This window comes from Planomonospora antibiotica (assembly GCF_014647955.1).
In the GTDB taxonomy this organism is placed as follows: domain Bacteria; phylum Actinomycetota; class Actinomycetes; order Streptosporangiales; family Streptosporangiaceae; genus Planomonospora; species Planomonospora parontospora.
Genome location: NZ_BMQE01000031.1, coordinates 29,697 through 42,253 on the forward strand (window position 1 = coordinate 29,697; position 12,557 = coordinate 42,253).

The 12,557-nt window shown below is 69.7% G+C and carries 12 protein-coding genes; 10 read left to right on the forward strand and 2 right to left on the reverse strand.

The features are described from left to right. Nucleotides 1–4 precede the first annotated feature (4 nt). The 3 genes from IEZ06_RS24570 to IEZ06_RS24580 all read left to right on the forward strand — a co-directional run bounded on the left by IEZ06_RS24570 (nt 5) and on the right by IEZ06_RS24580 (nt 4,609). On the forward strand, nt 5–1,660 hold the full coding sequence (locus IEZ06_RS24570) for an NsdA family TPR-like regulatory protein (protein WP_189239043.1): 1,656 nt from the start codon (nt 5–7) through the stop codon (nt 1,658–1,660). Next, nucleotides 1,657–2,403, forward strand: a complete 747-nt coding sequence (locus IEZ06_RS24575; RefSeq protein WP_189239044.1) for a creatininase family protein — start codon at nt 1,657–1,659, stop codon at nt 2,401–2,403. Before IEZ06_RS24570 ends, IEZ06_RS24575 begins: the two co-directional genes overlap by 4 nt. Nucleotides 2,404–3,445: 1,042 nt before the next feature. After that, on the forward strand, nt 3,446–4,609 hold the full coding sequence (locus IEZ06_RS24580; RefSeq protein ID WP_189239045.1) for an AfsR/SARP family transcriptional regulator: 1,164 nt from the start codon (nt 3,446–3,448) through the stop codon (nt 4,607–4,609). Here IEZ06_RS24580 and IEZ06_RS24585 read toward each other — a convergent pair. Further along, a complete protein-coding gene (locus tag IEZ06_RS24585; RefSeq protein ID WP_189239046.1) occupies nt 4,602–5,042 on the reverse strand; it encodes a hypothetical protein in 441 nt (146 codons plus the stop codon). The two genes, IEZ06_RS24580 and IEZ06_RS24585, sit on opposite strands and share 8 nt — an antisense overlap. A gap of 261 nt (nt 5,043–5,303) precedes the next feature. Between IEZ06_RS24585 and IEZ06_RS24590 the strand changes: the two genes are divergently transcribed. Both IEZ06_RS24590 and IEZ06_RS24595 read left to right on the forward strand, forming a co-directional pair. Further along, nucleotides 5,304–5,807: an ATP-binding protein gene (locus IEZ06_RS24590; RefSeq protein WP_189239047.1), complete on the forward strand. Its 504-nt coding sequence runs from the start codon at nt 5,304–5,306 to the stop codon at nt 5,805–5,807. Then, the gene (locus tag IEZ06_RS24595; RefSeq protein WP_189239048.1) at nt 5,804–6,199 is read left to right on the forward strand and encodes a hypothetical protein; all 396 of its coding nucleotides are present in this window, start codon (nt 5,804–5,806) and stop codon (nt 6,197–6,199) included. The genes IEZ06_RS24590 and IEZ06_RS24595 overlap by 4 nt, the downstream gene beginning before the upstream one ends. An 807-nt stretch (nt 6,200–7,006) precedes the next feature. Here the strand turns inward: IEZ06_RS24595 and IEZ06_RS24600 are convergent. Then, nucleotides 7,007–7,609: a hypothetical protein gene (locus tag IEZ06_RS24600; protein WP_189239049.1), complete on the reverse strand. Its 603-nt coding sequence runs from the start codon at nt 7,607–7,609 to the stop codon at nt 7,007–7,009. A 269-nt stretch (nt 7,610–7,878) separates the two neighbouring features. Here IEZ06_RS24600 and IEZ06_RS24605 point away from each other — a divergent pair, with 269 nt between their 5' ends. From IEZ06_RS24605 to IEZ06_RS24625, 5 genes are all read left to right on the forward strand, one after another. Then, a complete protein-coding gene (locus IEZ06_RS24605) occupies nt 7,879–8,316 on the forward strand; it encodes a hypothetical protein (protein ID WP_189239050.1) in 438 nt (145 codons plus the stop codon). A 556-nt stretch (nt 8,317–8,872) separates the two neighbouring features. Continuing rightward, entirely contained in the window at nt 8,873–10,075 is a 1,203-nt protein-coding gene (locus IEZ06_RS24610) for a hypothetical protein (protein ID WP_189239051.1), read from the forward strand. Between the two features lie 154 nt (nt 10,076–10,229). Further along, the gene (locus IEZ06_RS24615) at nt 10,230–11,231 is read left to right on the forward strand and encodes a DUF932 domain-containing protein (protein WP_189239052.1); all 1,002 of its coding nucleotides are present in this window, start codon (nt 10,230–10,232) and stop codon (nt 11,229–11,231) included. A gap of 131 nt (nt 11,232–11,362) precedes the next feature. Then, entirely contained in the window at nt 11,363–11,842 is a 480-nt protein-coding gene (locus IEZ06_RS24620) for a hypothetical protein (RefSeq protein WP_189239053.1), read from the forward strand. Nucleotides 11,843–12,006: 164 nt separating this feature from the next. Then, complete coding sequence (locus IEZ06_RS24625; protein ID WP_189239054.1) at nt 12,007–12,546, forward strand: hypothetical protein; 540 nt, start codon at nt 12,007–12,009, stop codon at nt 12,544–12,546. Nucleotides 12,547–12,557: the final 11 nt, after the last annotated feature.

Here is a 12,557-nt window from a genome sequence, read left to right on the forward strand (position 1 = left end):
CGGGGTGCTCGTGATCGTCCCCGGTGGCGCAGGCGTTTTGTCCGGTGTTCTCGCGGATCTGAGCAGGGGTTTCTCCGGCGAGATCGAGAAAAGTACTCATCGGCTGTCCGTATCCGTATGCATCGGTCGGACCACAGGATGCGTCCCGATGGCTTTCCGGGAAGACTTGGACGCTTACAGGTCTCCGATCGACAGAGAGGTCGTCGTGGGGGTTGGACCCAAGCCGGGTAGCAAGCTCCACCGGGACCGGCTCCGCGCCCGGCTGGCGGTGCTGGGCTTCAGCGGAGAGCGGCTCACCCGGAAGCTCTATGAGGAACTGGTACGCGAGTGCGGGTGCCGACCTCGGGAAGCGTGGCGGCTGGCGTGCGGACTGTCCCTGGACGAAGTCGCCGCCCGCTTCAACACGCTGCTGGACGATCCGAGGGCGCCGATGCGCAAGGGGCGGATCTGGGACTACGAGAAGTGGCCTTCGCGCGGTGCCCGTCCGACCGTCCGGACACTGCGGATCCTGGCGCGCATCTACGGGGTGGCGTGGGTGGAGCTGGTCGACCTCGAGGATCTGGCGGCGATGCCGGAGGCGGACAGAGGCGAGTACCACGCCGCGGTGACGGACGGTGGCGCGTTCTCTGAGCCGCTCGTTCCCGCCCGCCGAGTGGTCCGGGTGGTCCGGCCCGGCTCTGACCCGTCTCCGGTAATGGGGCCGGACCGCACGGGGACGATTCCCTACGGACGGAAGCCTCCCGCATGGGCTGCCTTGTCCCCGGATCTGGTGACACCGCTCGTGCCGGCCCGGACCGCCGGTTTCCTCGACGCGGTCTTCCGCCAGTACGCCGCCGCCGAGAACGAACTCGGGCCGCTCCAGGTGATCGATGCCGTCAGCGGGCACCTCTCCCACCTCCGCAGGGTGATCCCCCGAGCGCAGGGCGACACGCGTGCGGACCTGTTGCTGGTCGGGGCGCGGTTCGCCGAGTTCGCCGGCTGGCTCTCCCAGGACCTCGGGGACGTGATCGCGGCGTCGTACTGGACCGACATGGCGTTGAAGTGGGCTCGGGAGAGCGACGACAGGCTCATGACCGCCTACACCCTGATGCGCAAGAGCAACCAGGCGGCGGAGGACCGCGACGCCGCTCTGACGCTGGAGCTGGCGGAGGGCGCCCTCCTTGATGCGGGCTCTCTCCCTCCTCGGCTTCGCGCGGTGGTACTCCGCCAACGCGCCAGAGGGCACGCGCTACGCGGAGACGGTGTCGCCTGCGCCCGGGACCTGGAGCGGGCCCTCGCCGACGCGGACCAGGCGGACGCCGACTACACCGATGCCGACTACTGCACACCGGCGTTCGTCGCTCTGGAGAGTGCCCTCTGCGAGCTGGAGATGGGCAGGCCGCTCCGGGCCGTCGCCATGTTCGAGCAGGCCCTCCCGTCGCTGCCGCAGCGGCAGCTCAGGGATCGGGGCTGGTATCTGGCCCATTTCGCCGAAGCGCTCGCGGCCCGCGGAGACGCCGAACACGCCTGCGATGTCGCGAACCGCTCGCTCGCCATCGCGAGCGCCACCGGCTCCGGACGGATCACCAGGGAACTACGGCGGGTCCGCGGACTGCTCGTAGGCTTGACGACGGATCACGGTGTCGCCGAGTTCGACCACGCCCTGCGGGAGTTGCCATGACCGCCAGACCTGATGGGCCTCGCCATCTGCTGCCCACTGCCACGAGCGCCGACGTCGCGGCGGCGCAGCCGACCGTCGCGGTCCTCCCGGTCGGAAGCTTCGAACAGCACGGCCGGATCCTCCCCCTGGCCACCGACACCATGGTCGCGGCCGTCATCGCCGCGCGCCTCGCCGACGACTACGGGCTCTTCCTCCTGCCGCCGGTCACGATCTCGTGCTCCCACGAGCACGCGGCCTACCCCGGTACGGTCAGCATCTCCCACAGCACACTGACCGCGATCATCACGGATATTCGACGGTCGCTGCGCCAGTCGGGAATCACACGGCTGGTCCTGGTCAACGGACACGGCGGTAACTACGTACTGTCTAACATCGTTCAGGAGGCTAACGTCTCTGTCCCGGAGATGATCTTGTTTCCCGCTCGGCAGGACTGGGAGGCAGCGCGACAAGATGCCGGGCTGGTGACGAGCGCGAGTGAGGACATGCACGCCGGCGAACTCGAGGTATCACTGCTCCTGCACGCCTACCCTGAGCTTGTCGGTCAGGTGAACGAGAGCGACGATCACGACTCCGGCCCGCGTCCGCACCTGCTGACCATGGGGATGCCTGTCTATACCCCGAGCGGAATCATCGGCCGCCCATCTGCGGGAACGCCTGAGAAAGGGCGCATGCTCCTTGGCTCGCTCAGCCGCTCCTTCAAGGAGCACCTCGGTCTGATCGCTGGCCAAGAAGCACAGGTGTGATGCGCGATCGGAGCCTCCGACGGGTCCTGGCGGCTGGGGGGCTCGGCTCCGCCGGTCGGGGCTCTTGCCGCGAGCGCGATGATTCCCGTCTGGCAGGACTAGCGCGCGAGGCGCTGACGAACGCTTCGCGGCTTATCTTTGAGATGGCAGGATGCGTGTCCCTTGATGGCCTATATTCTCGGTGACCCATTTTTGTTGGATGGGGATGCTTGATTCGCGCGGCGCGCAGGTTTTTGCTTCCTTGATTTATTTTCTTGTGGAAACTTGGTTATCTAGAATCCTGAAAGTAATCATCGCCGGATAAACCTCTATTGAGCGTCGGCTTCGACGACATCGATGGTGCCGGGGGTGACGAGTGGTCGTAGGGAAGGTCGTTCCACTAGAAAGAAGCTTTGGGTTTCTCTCGTTTCTGATTCGAGCCGGTGTTGCCGGAGGGGCCATAGCGGTCGCCTGCTCGGGCGGGGCAGCCCTCGCGGGCGCCCAGGAGCCCTACTGCCCGCCCGTATCCGAGCGGGCTCACCAGGTCTACGACATCGACCAGTGGTGCGCCGCGGTCAACCAGGATCTCGCCAGCGGCCGGATGCCGGACTTCGCCGGAAGGCTGGAGGAGTTCCGGCGTCGTCCTGCCACGACGGTGCCAGCCGCGCAGAAGAAGACGCCCAGACGGCCGGTAGCTCAGGTGAGGCCACCGGCCGTCAAAGGCGGGCAAGACAGCGGCTCGCGGATCAGAGAGCTCACCAACGTTCCGAGACTGCCGAGGACGGAAGCACCGCTGGAGCGGGCCAAGGATGGAATCGCTCACTGGACGGGCAACGGCGAGGAAGCAGCCAGGCGGTGGCCCTTCCCCGGGAGAGGGCGGTCGGATCGGGGTGAGGCACCTGCCTTGGACATCGGTAAAGGCAGGGAAGAGACACCGGGCACGTTCCCGGCCCCGATGCTTTCTCCCAGCGCGAACGCGACAGCTCACCCGTGGTGGCGTCTTGCACCCAGCCTCCGCCCGGCTCCGGTGAAATCCGCGCACGCGCTGCCTGAGCCCCAGAAGGTGTTCGAGCCGCCCATAGGGAATCTCGGGGAAACGGCGCTGCAGACCCCTTCAGCCCCGGCCCCGATAAGCACGGCGCTGGTGTTCGGTGTCGCGGTCGCGCTGGTGAGCGCGCTGCTCATCCGCCGGGCCCGGACGTTCTCGATGGCCAGGGCGCTGGCGGCCGGTCCCGCTGAGGCGCCAGCGGCGGTCCCGGTGGATTCCACCGGGGCTGGCCGGACGGGCAAGACCATCCCTGGCCGCGAGACGCCAGCAGCTCCTGCGCCCCGGGATGCGCCTGACGACGCCGAGGTGCCGTCGGCCGCTCCGCTGAAGATGGACGCCGAGTTCTTCCCGGAGCCCGCACCGGCTGAGGGCGCTGCAGCCGAGCCACTCCACGAGGCCGGAGTCGCGACCGCCGAGCGCCAGCTGGTCGTCACCGCGCCGACCGCTCGTGCCGCCGGTCAGCTGTTCGGCGTGACCCAGTTGCAGGTGGATGGCAGGCCGGTCTCCTTCAGCCGAGCCGAGGGCCGGGACCTGTTCGCGCTGCTGGCCGCCTCCAAGGACGGGGAACTGCAGGAGACCGTGATCGAGCGGTTGTGGCCGGACGAGGCCGGAGAGCGCGGGGTCCGGCACTTGGAGACCGGGGTGCGTGACATCAACGCCGCGCTGCGGCAGGCGACGGGACTGTCGGCCGGAATGAAGTTCGTGGTGAAGACCGGTCGACGCCGCCACCTGCCCGCGGCCTACTTCGACATCGACCTGTGGCGGTTTGAGGAGGCGCACCTGCAGGCCAGTACAGCGATCGATGACCAGGCGCGGGTGCAGGCGCTCCGGCAGATGGTCGCCTTGTACCGGGGGCCGCTGTTCGCCGACAGGGAGGATCTGTGGTGCCTGCCGCTACGGCAGTCCGCCGCCAGCCAGGCGATGAACGCCATCATGCGCCTGGCTGATCTGGAGCGCCGGACGGAGCCGGAGCATGCACTGGATCTGCTGACGTTGGCGGTCGAGCGGATCGACCCGTACGACGAGGTCGTGTGGTGCCAGATCATGACCATCCAGGGTGAGCTGGGCCGTCTGGCCGCGGTGCATAAGACGTTCCGGCGGCTCACCGACCGGCTCAACGAGATCGACGAGCAGCCTGGCCGGCAGGCGCGGCGGACCTACGAGCGCATCGTCAACTGAAGACCGGGAGGTCCTGATCTGCGGAACCGGTCAGGACCTCCCGGCCAGGCGCTGCCCGCAGGGCGTCCCGGTCGCGACCGGAGTACCCGGCGAGCGCCTCGCCGGACAGGAGTTGGCCGGGGGCGGTGCCGTAGATGCGGGCCAGGAGCCGAAGCGCCCAGACCGGAGGACGTCGTCCGGCCTCCGGCCAGAGCTCGTAGTCATAGAGCCTGCTCTCGCGTAGAGATGCCGCCCCGGAGGAGTCCAAGGTGTTGAACGCGGTGACGGTCTGGGTGGCGGTGAGCCCGGCGGCGTAGCGGTACAGCCGCAGCGGGCTCACCGGGTGATCGAGCGAGAGCACGATGGCGATCTGGTCGACGGTGAAGCCGTGGGCGCGCAGCAGGAAGCCGCGGCGGCGGCACTCCAGCAGGGTCTGGTAGCCCTTCCCTGACATGATCGATTCGTCCTTCCGGTGTTCGTGCTGGTCAACGGCGGGCGGATCGTATGTCGCCTCTCGAAGCTGATCGAGCCTGCATGGGGTGATCGATTCCAGCGGTGCTGGGTGCCGGTACGCCGATGACGGGTGTTTCCGCAGGCCGCCGAGGGTGCTCGTGGAGGGTCGGCGGGGTAGTGGTGGGGGTTCGATTCGGACGCCGAGTCGATTCATGGTGCTGGCCCCTCCCGGATCCCCGGGACGACGCGAAGGCGGCCCACCATGAACGACCATGACGACACCAGCAGGTTCACCGAACCTCGCCCCGGCCTGATCACCCGTTCTCGGCTGTGGCGCGGCTTCGGCCCGCTGCTGTGGCGCAGGCGCTTCCCCGGCCGGGGCGATCAGGCGGCGTCGGCCCGGCGGCTGGTCCGGCTGCTGCTGGATGACACCCCTCGAGCCGAGGACGCTGAGTGGATCACGGCAGAGTTCGTCAGCAACGCCCTGCTGCACACCCGTTCCGGCCAGCCGGACGGCTCCTTCGTAGTAGAGGTGCAGCGTGGTTCGCGCTCGGCGCGCATCACCGTCCACGACCTCGGTGGCGAAGGCGTCCCGGCCTTCAATGCGGTCCCGCGCGGGCCGGAGGTCGGCGAGCACGGGCACGGGCTGCGCGGAGTGGCGGAACTGGCAGACAAGACCGGAGTCTCCGGTGACCCGGTCGTCGGACACGCGGTCTGGGCGCGACTCACCCTGAACCCGCGCGACGCCCTGCGCAGCGCTTCATGAACGGTCACGGCGGCTACACGGGATCGGTGCTGGCCTACAACCTCGAAGAAGCGACCCGCCAGGAGCTGCAGCGGCTGCGCCGGGACTATCCCAACTGGGGTTTCCTGGTCCTGAGCTACGTCTGGGTCGCGGTCCGGGGGAAGAACATCGTGGTCGTGGCCTCCACGCCGAGGGAGCTGCGCGCCGCGTTGCCACCCGCCCCCGCCGACCCGCCGGTGGCGTACCCGCTGGCCACGACGCGCCCGCTGGCGGCTGTACCCGGCCCGGCCGGAGTGTTGCCCGCCCAGGCCACCCGTACCGGCACGTGGGCCGTCGTGGGGCGTTCACCAGCCGTAACGCGTCTGGGGCGGTTGCTGTGGTCTTGGTGTCACCGATCATCGGGGCGGGCTTGACACCCATTGCGGAGACGGGTGCCCATCGTCGTGGCCGGTGCGGGGTTCCCGCTGCTGAGGGGGCGTGGCAGGGACCGCGCACCGGCTGCGGAGATCAGCAGGAAGCAGCGCCTTCCTCACGCTTCCCCAGACCGCCCCGGCCCGAGGACTTCGTCACCAAGGGGAGGTTGCTTCCCAGGGGTGCCCGGCCTCGAGACTCCACCCCGGCTCGGCCTGCTCACCCGGTGATTTTGCGTGTCGCGTCCGGTGTTGTGTTTTGCTGTGGCGTTCGGCGGTGCCACTTAGACCGCATCGACGGGAAAGCGAAGTTCCTGCAGGCTGGGCTGCTTTCGTACGATGCGTTGCGCCGCCCGACTCGCCTAAGGGCGATCGGTGAATATGTGCGGGCACGTCCTCATGCGGTCCTGTGTTTTCCTCGCGGTGCTGCTCGCCGTCCGCTGCTTCCCCTCTCTCGCCCGCCTGCTCCTACCCCACCCGGCGCGGCCCGCCGGCCGCCCTCGATGGCCTGTCGAGGCTGCCCGGAGCCGAACCGCGTTCAGCCTCGGCCGAGCCGAATCCCGTTCGACTCGTTGCGCGCCCGGCCCTGACGGGGCACGGCTGTCCCGCTGTCCCGCTGTCCCGCTGTCCCGCTGTCCCGCTGTCCCGCCGGACGGGCGGACGGGCGGGGCGCGGGTGGGGCGGTCAGGGGCACGGGCGCGCCCGTCCCTCAGTGCGGCCGGGGAACCGGTGCCGGGAAACGGGGTAGAAGCCGGTACGGCCCCGGTGCGCCTGTAGGGGGCGCACCGGGGCCGGTAGGCCGGTCCGGGGTCAGGCGGTCATGGGCGCGTCAGCGGGACCGGTAGGCGGGGTTTGCGCAGCGGCGGCGATCAGGGCGGCCACCTCGGCGGGCGGCATGTCACGGGGCGCGGTGGCCACGGGAACCGTCCGGACCAGTCGCCCGTCCGTATCCCTGATGTCCCGCTCGATGATCACGGGGGCGTCCGGGGTGGCCGAAACCGTGATCGTGAAGTCGCGGGAGTTCCCTACCCCATAGCGCTGGGTGAACTTCGGCCCGACGGTGCCGTCACCTTGGCCCCACCGGCGGAACCCGTGAGCGGCGAGAGCCTTGGTGTAGGGCACGGTCAGCGGCATCAACTCCTTGATCTTTTCCCATGACCTCTCGTAGTCGCCGAGGATGTCCGCGAGGTCGTAGGTGATCGCCTCATCGTTGGACGGCAGGCCCGCCTCGACCCGAAACTTCCGCAGGTTCTGTATGTCCTCGTACGTAGCGATTTCCAGCAGCTTGCCGTCATTGCCCGCCGCGCAGGGCCTGATGACGGTGCTGGTGCCGTTCCACATCAGCGCCGATCCGGTGCCGTAGAGCCACAGTTCCCGGATGTGGGCCACGTCTACCGCGTTGCGTGCCTGCATTGTTTCGTCCTTTCGTTTCCTGATTAACGTTCCGGGGCTTCCCGGTGCGCTTCCATGGACGCTCGACCGGCCGTTTCGTGTCAACCTGATCCGCCGTTTCTTTCCATGATTCTTTTCGGCGGCCAAAAAGGTAAGTCGGTCCATCCGTTGCGGTTAGCGGATTCGGGTTGCCTGCTGGCGGCAGATCGAGATACGGTCCGAGCCGAACACCCCGAAAACCCGCGTTGACCAGCAAAAACGTGGGTTCCCCTACGCGAAAGGAGGCAGGTATGGCGTACGCGCCTACCGTATCGGAACAATGCGTCAAGGAATTCACCGATGCCGCTGCCGGAACGCTACTCGTGGCCGTTTCCGGGTGCGGATGGATCGTGGACGGTGACTATTATGAAAAACACCTAGCGGGCGCATTCGTCATCATGTCTCGCGAGGACCTGGACGCCATTGACGCGGACACGCCCGGCCTCCACCCGGCCCTCCATGGTCAGTTGATGACCAGCCACGTCGCCGAGGTGATCCCCGAGGGGCCGGAACCGCACGTGATCTACCGGTGCCCGATTTGCTGGGAGCAGGTGCGGCGCGGCCAGCCGTGGACGATCACACCGGGCATGCCGCCGCAGCACTGGCACCACCTCGACGGCGAGCCGCTCTGCCCGGTCATGGGCGTGGGCGGGTACGTGCCCGCCGCCCCCGTTCCGGCGTTTCGCTGACCGCCCCAAACCGGGGGCCGGACGGTGCCCCGCCCGATCACGGGCCGGGGCCGCCGTCCGGCACCCCGGCCCGGCGGACGGGTTGCCGGGGAGCCGGGCCGGACCCATCCGCCGACCTACTCGCCGGGGCAGGGTCGGAGCGGCGACAGGGCGTGCCCCGCCGCACGTCCGGGAAATGCGCCGCGCCACCGGTACAACCGGCCGAGTGTGCCCTCCTGTCGGATGCACCGGGCTGCTTCCCCTCATCCGGACATGCCCGCCGACCATTCCCCTCCACCTCAATCCGCCTCCACTCCATGGAAGCCGATTGCATTCGCGTAAATAACGGGCGAGCTCACCGGTCATCCGAAGTCAAGCTGCAGCTCGCGACTCTTCTGAGAAGAATAACCGCAGCTCAGGCGAGGTCTTGTTAGGCAAGCCTCTCCAGCCGCTGCGGTAATGAAAAAACATTCCCCGACCGCTTGAAAAGCCCCCCGACCAGAGACATGGTCGAGCTCCAACAAAAACCGGACCGGCAAAACAGCTACCGGAACCCAACAGGAAAGGACCCCTACCAATGGCCGCCATCATCACCCCGGAAACCGCTACTGACGCCCCCCACGGCCCCGACCCGGACAGCGACTCCACCTCCGGCCCGAACTCCCGCGCCGAGGCCCTGTGGGCCGCCCTGACGGCCACCCCCGGCGGAACCGCCATCATGATCGGTGCCGTGGCCGGAATGAGCCGCGCAGCCGCCTCCAAGATCCTCAACCAGCTCGAGGCCGAGGGTCGTGCCACCCGTGTCCCCGGCGGCCACGACGGGCGCGGCCGGACCCCGGACCGTTGGCACCCCGTCATCGCCGACACGCCCGCACCCGCCCCGCGTGACGATGCCCCCGCTGACCCGGCCCAGGACGCCTCCACCGAGCCGGACCCGGCCGCCCCGATCACTCCTGCAGGGAACGACGAGCCCGACCTTGCCCCCGAGCCGACCGGCGAGGCCGAGGCCACCGGTGAGCCCGACGCTGACCGGCCCGGCCCGGCCGAGGTATCCGAGGCGGAGCCGGTTGCCTCGTCCGGGGACACCGAGCACGAGCCCACCCCCGAGCCGACCGCCGCCCCTGTTCCGGGAGATGTCACCTCGGCGGACCCGGCCCAGGACACCTCCGCCGAGCCGGTTGCCCCGCCCGGGGACGACGAGCCCGATCTTGCCTCCGAGCCGACCGGCGAGGCCGAGGCCACTGGTGAGCCCGGCCCGGCCGACGACGGCCCGGACGTCCCCGAGGAGGACGGGTCGGATATCGCGGAGGAGGAGTCCGCCCAGCCCGAGGACCCGGCCCATGCCCAGGCCCGCGCCGAGCTGCTCGAACTCGCGGACCTGATCCTCGGCACGGTCACCGCGATGGACACCGGCGAGCCCATCCTGGCGCTCGGGCGGCTGGAGATGTTCACCGCCAAGACCGCGCAGGCGCACCGCACCGCCCGCGCGGTGCTGACCGGTACCAGCCCGGCCCGCACCGCCACCGGCCGCACCAACGGCCGGAACGGTGCCGAGGGCGCGGTGGTCCGTCCCGGTCAGCTCCGCGACCGGATCCTGGCCCACCTGGCCGCCCACCCGGGCAAGGACTTCACCCCCTACGAGATCGGCCGGGTCCTGGAGAGTTCCTCCGGCGCGGTGGCCAACGCCCTCGACCGGCTGGTCAACCTCGGCCAGGCCGAGCTGACCTGCGAGCGTCCCCGCCGCTTCGCCCTCACCGCCGACCCGGCCCCCGGCAACTGACACCCCGGCGCGGGCGGGCCGCCACACGGCCCGCCCGCCCCCGAACCGATGGTCCTTGCCTACTCCGGGACCGGTCCGGCTCGCCGAACACCCCCGACCCCCAACCACCGCTCCTCATGTTGTCCGTTTCATCACGCCCAAGGAGGCACCTGTCATGGCCCACGAGATCGAGATCTTCGCTGACGGCTCCGCCGGATTCGCCGCCGCCGGAAAGCCCGGCTGGCACCGGCTCGGCTACACCGCCCCCGGCCCGATGACCGCCGAGGAACTCCTGTCCAACGCCCAGCTCGCCGGATGGAACGTCCGCAAGGTGCCGGTCGGCACGGTCACCGACCCCGACACCGGCCAGCCCGTCACCGCCGACGAGGACTTCCTGATCGTCCGTACCAACCCTGTCTCCGGAGCCCCGGAGCGGCTCGGCATGGTCGGCAAGGACTACAAGATCGTCCAGAACGAGGAGGTCGCCGACTTCCTTCAGACCCTCGTCGACGAGTCCGGCGCGATCTTCGACACCGGCGGCTCCCTGAACGGCGGACGGAGGGTCTTCGTCACCATGAAGCTCCCCGAGCCGCTGATGGTCGGCGGGTTCGACCAGGTCGACCTGTACCTGGCGGCCTTCTCCCGGCACGACGGCTGGGGCTCCTTCACCACGGTCGCCACCCCGGTCCGGGTCGTGTGCGCCAACACCGAGCGCGCCGCGCTGCGCAACTTCGCCTCCATGTTCAAGGTCCGCCACACCGGCCACATCGCCGGGCGGATCAACGAGGCCCGCGAGGCGCTCAAGCTGACCTGGCGGCACGGCGAGGCCTTCGCCGCCGAGGCCGAGAAGCTCCTGGCCACCCCGATGGACCTCAAGGAGTTCCGCCAGTTCACCGCGACGCTCCTGCCTTTGGACCCCGAGGCCAAGGACCTCACCCGCAAGAACCACGAGACGGCGATGCGCGAGCTGGAGTGGCTGTTCACCGACGCCCCCACCAACGAGCCCATCCGGGGCACCCGCTGGGCCGCCTACAACGCCGTCACCGAGCGACTGGACCACCGCAGCCCGGTGGTCGGCCGCCGCGAGGCCGCCATCGTCCGCGCCGAGCGCGCCCTGCTGGACGACCACGCCAACAGCAAGCTCAAGGCCCGCGCGTTCTACCTCCTCGCCGCCTGACCGCCCCGCGTCCGGTACGGCCCACCGCCGGGCCGTACCGGACCCCGCACGTACCAGACGGCCCCGCCCCTGCCCACAGGCGCGGATGGGGCCGGACATTCCACCGCTATTGACTCTCGAAGGAGAAGATCATGGGACAGCTCGAAACCCTCGCCGCCGACCACCACAGCCAGGCCAGCCAGGAGTGGAGCGAGGCACTCGGCAAGATCGCTTATGCCGACGAGGGCGAAGGTGAGGGCTTCACCGCCGAGGAGATCGCCCGCGCCGCCGTCGCCCAGAACGTCCGCCTGTGGTGGCAGCAGGTTATGGACCTGATCCACGGCGACGAGCTCGACGGCGCCGAGGCGATCCTGCAGACCCGGCACCGGGCCGAGCAGCATCTCATCCGCTCTCAGCCGGTCTGCTACGGCGACCTGTTCGTCCAGGCCATGGCCCAGGCCCGGCGGCAGGCCGCCCAGCAGTTCCTGGCCACCACGCAGAAACTCGCCGAGGCCCTCACCGGCCCCGCCCAGCGGGCGCACGACGCCCGTGCCGGGCACGCAGCCGCCCCAGCCCACGGTCCCGGCCCGGACGTGAACCCTGGTCCAGCGGGCACCGGTCACCGGCCGTGAGCGGCGACGCGGTGACGGCCCGCAGGCCGGGCCGAGGGACCTGCCTGGCCCGCGCCCCACCGGCCCCGTCACCCCGCCGCCCATCCCACTGCGTCTCCCCGCCTGGGGCGATCGCGCCACCGGGCAGCTCGCAACCCATCCTCACCAGGAAGGAAACGATCACAATGGATGACACCCCTACCGGCCGCCACACGGCTCCCTATCCCGCGATACGTACGGCCATCACCGGCCAGCCGACCTCCGAGCCCGCCCCCGCCAGCTCAGGTACGGCCGACCCGATCGAGGAAGTCGGCCGTCAGGTGCAGGAGGCACTGGCCGGAGCCCAGCGCACCTACTGCGTGGCCGCCGCCGAGGTGGCTTACCAGCTCCAGCAGCGCGGTACCCGGCTGACCTCCAAGCAGCTGTACGACGCCTCCTACTCCCAGGCGCTGCGCACCTGGTGGGAGCGGGTCGCCGAGCAGATCAGCGCCCAGGAGCTGTTCGCTGATCACGCGCTGCGCCGGGTCCGCTCGTGGGCGCGGCACTACCTGACCGGCGAGCCCGCCGCCGCCCAGCCGGGCACCTTGTTCGATCATGCACTGGCCCACGCCTCCCGCGCCGCCGCCCGCCAGTTCCTGCTCACCAGCGGACAGCTTCTCGCCGAGCACGCCACGCGGCTGGGACCGGCCCCGGCCCAGACCTCGGCCTCGACCACCCCGGCTTAGGTCCCGGCCTC

Coding starts and splice junctions, on each gene's coding strand:
- IEZ06_RS24620 (WP_189239053.1), top strand. CDS start 11,363: ATGGGACAGCTCGAAACCCTCGCCGCCGACCACCACAGCCAGGCCAGC.
- IEZ06_RS24595 (WP_189239048.1), top strand. CDS start 5,804: ATGAACGGTCACGGCGGCTACACGGGATCGGTGCTGGCCTACAACCTC.
- IEZ06_RS24610 (WP_189239051.1), top strand. CDS start 8,873: ATGGCCGCCATCATCACCCCGGAAACCGCTACTGACGCCCCCCACGGC.
- IEZ06_RS24585 (WP_189239046.1), bottom strand. CDS start 5,042: ATGTCAGGGAAGGGCTACCAGACCCTGCTGGAGTGCCGCCGCCGCGGC.
- IEZ06_RS24600 (WP_189239049.1), bottom strand. CDS start 7,609: ATGCAGGCACGCAACGCGGTAGACGTGGCCCACATCCGGGAACTGTGG.
- IEZ06_RS24575 (WP_189239044.1), top strand. CDS start 1,657: ATGACCGCCAGACCTGATGGGCCTCGCCATCTGCTGCCCACTGCCACG.
- IEZ06_RS24605 (WP_189239050.1), top strand. CDS start 7,879: ATGGCGTACGCGCCTACCGTATCGGAACAATGCGTCAAGGAATTCACC.
- IEZ06_RS24615 (WP_189239052.1), top strand. CDS start 10,230: ATGGCCCACGAGATCGAGATCTTCGCTGACGGCTCCGCCGGATTCGCC.
- IEZ06_RS24590 (WP_189239047.1), top strand. CDS start 5,304: ATGAACGACCATGACGACACCAGCAGGTTCACCGAACCTCGCCCCGGC.
- IEZ06_RS24625 (WP_189239054.1), top strand. CDS start 12,007: ATGGATGACACCCCTACCGGCCGCCACACGGCTCCCTATCCCGCGATA.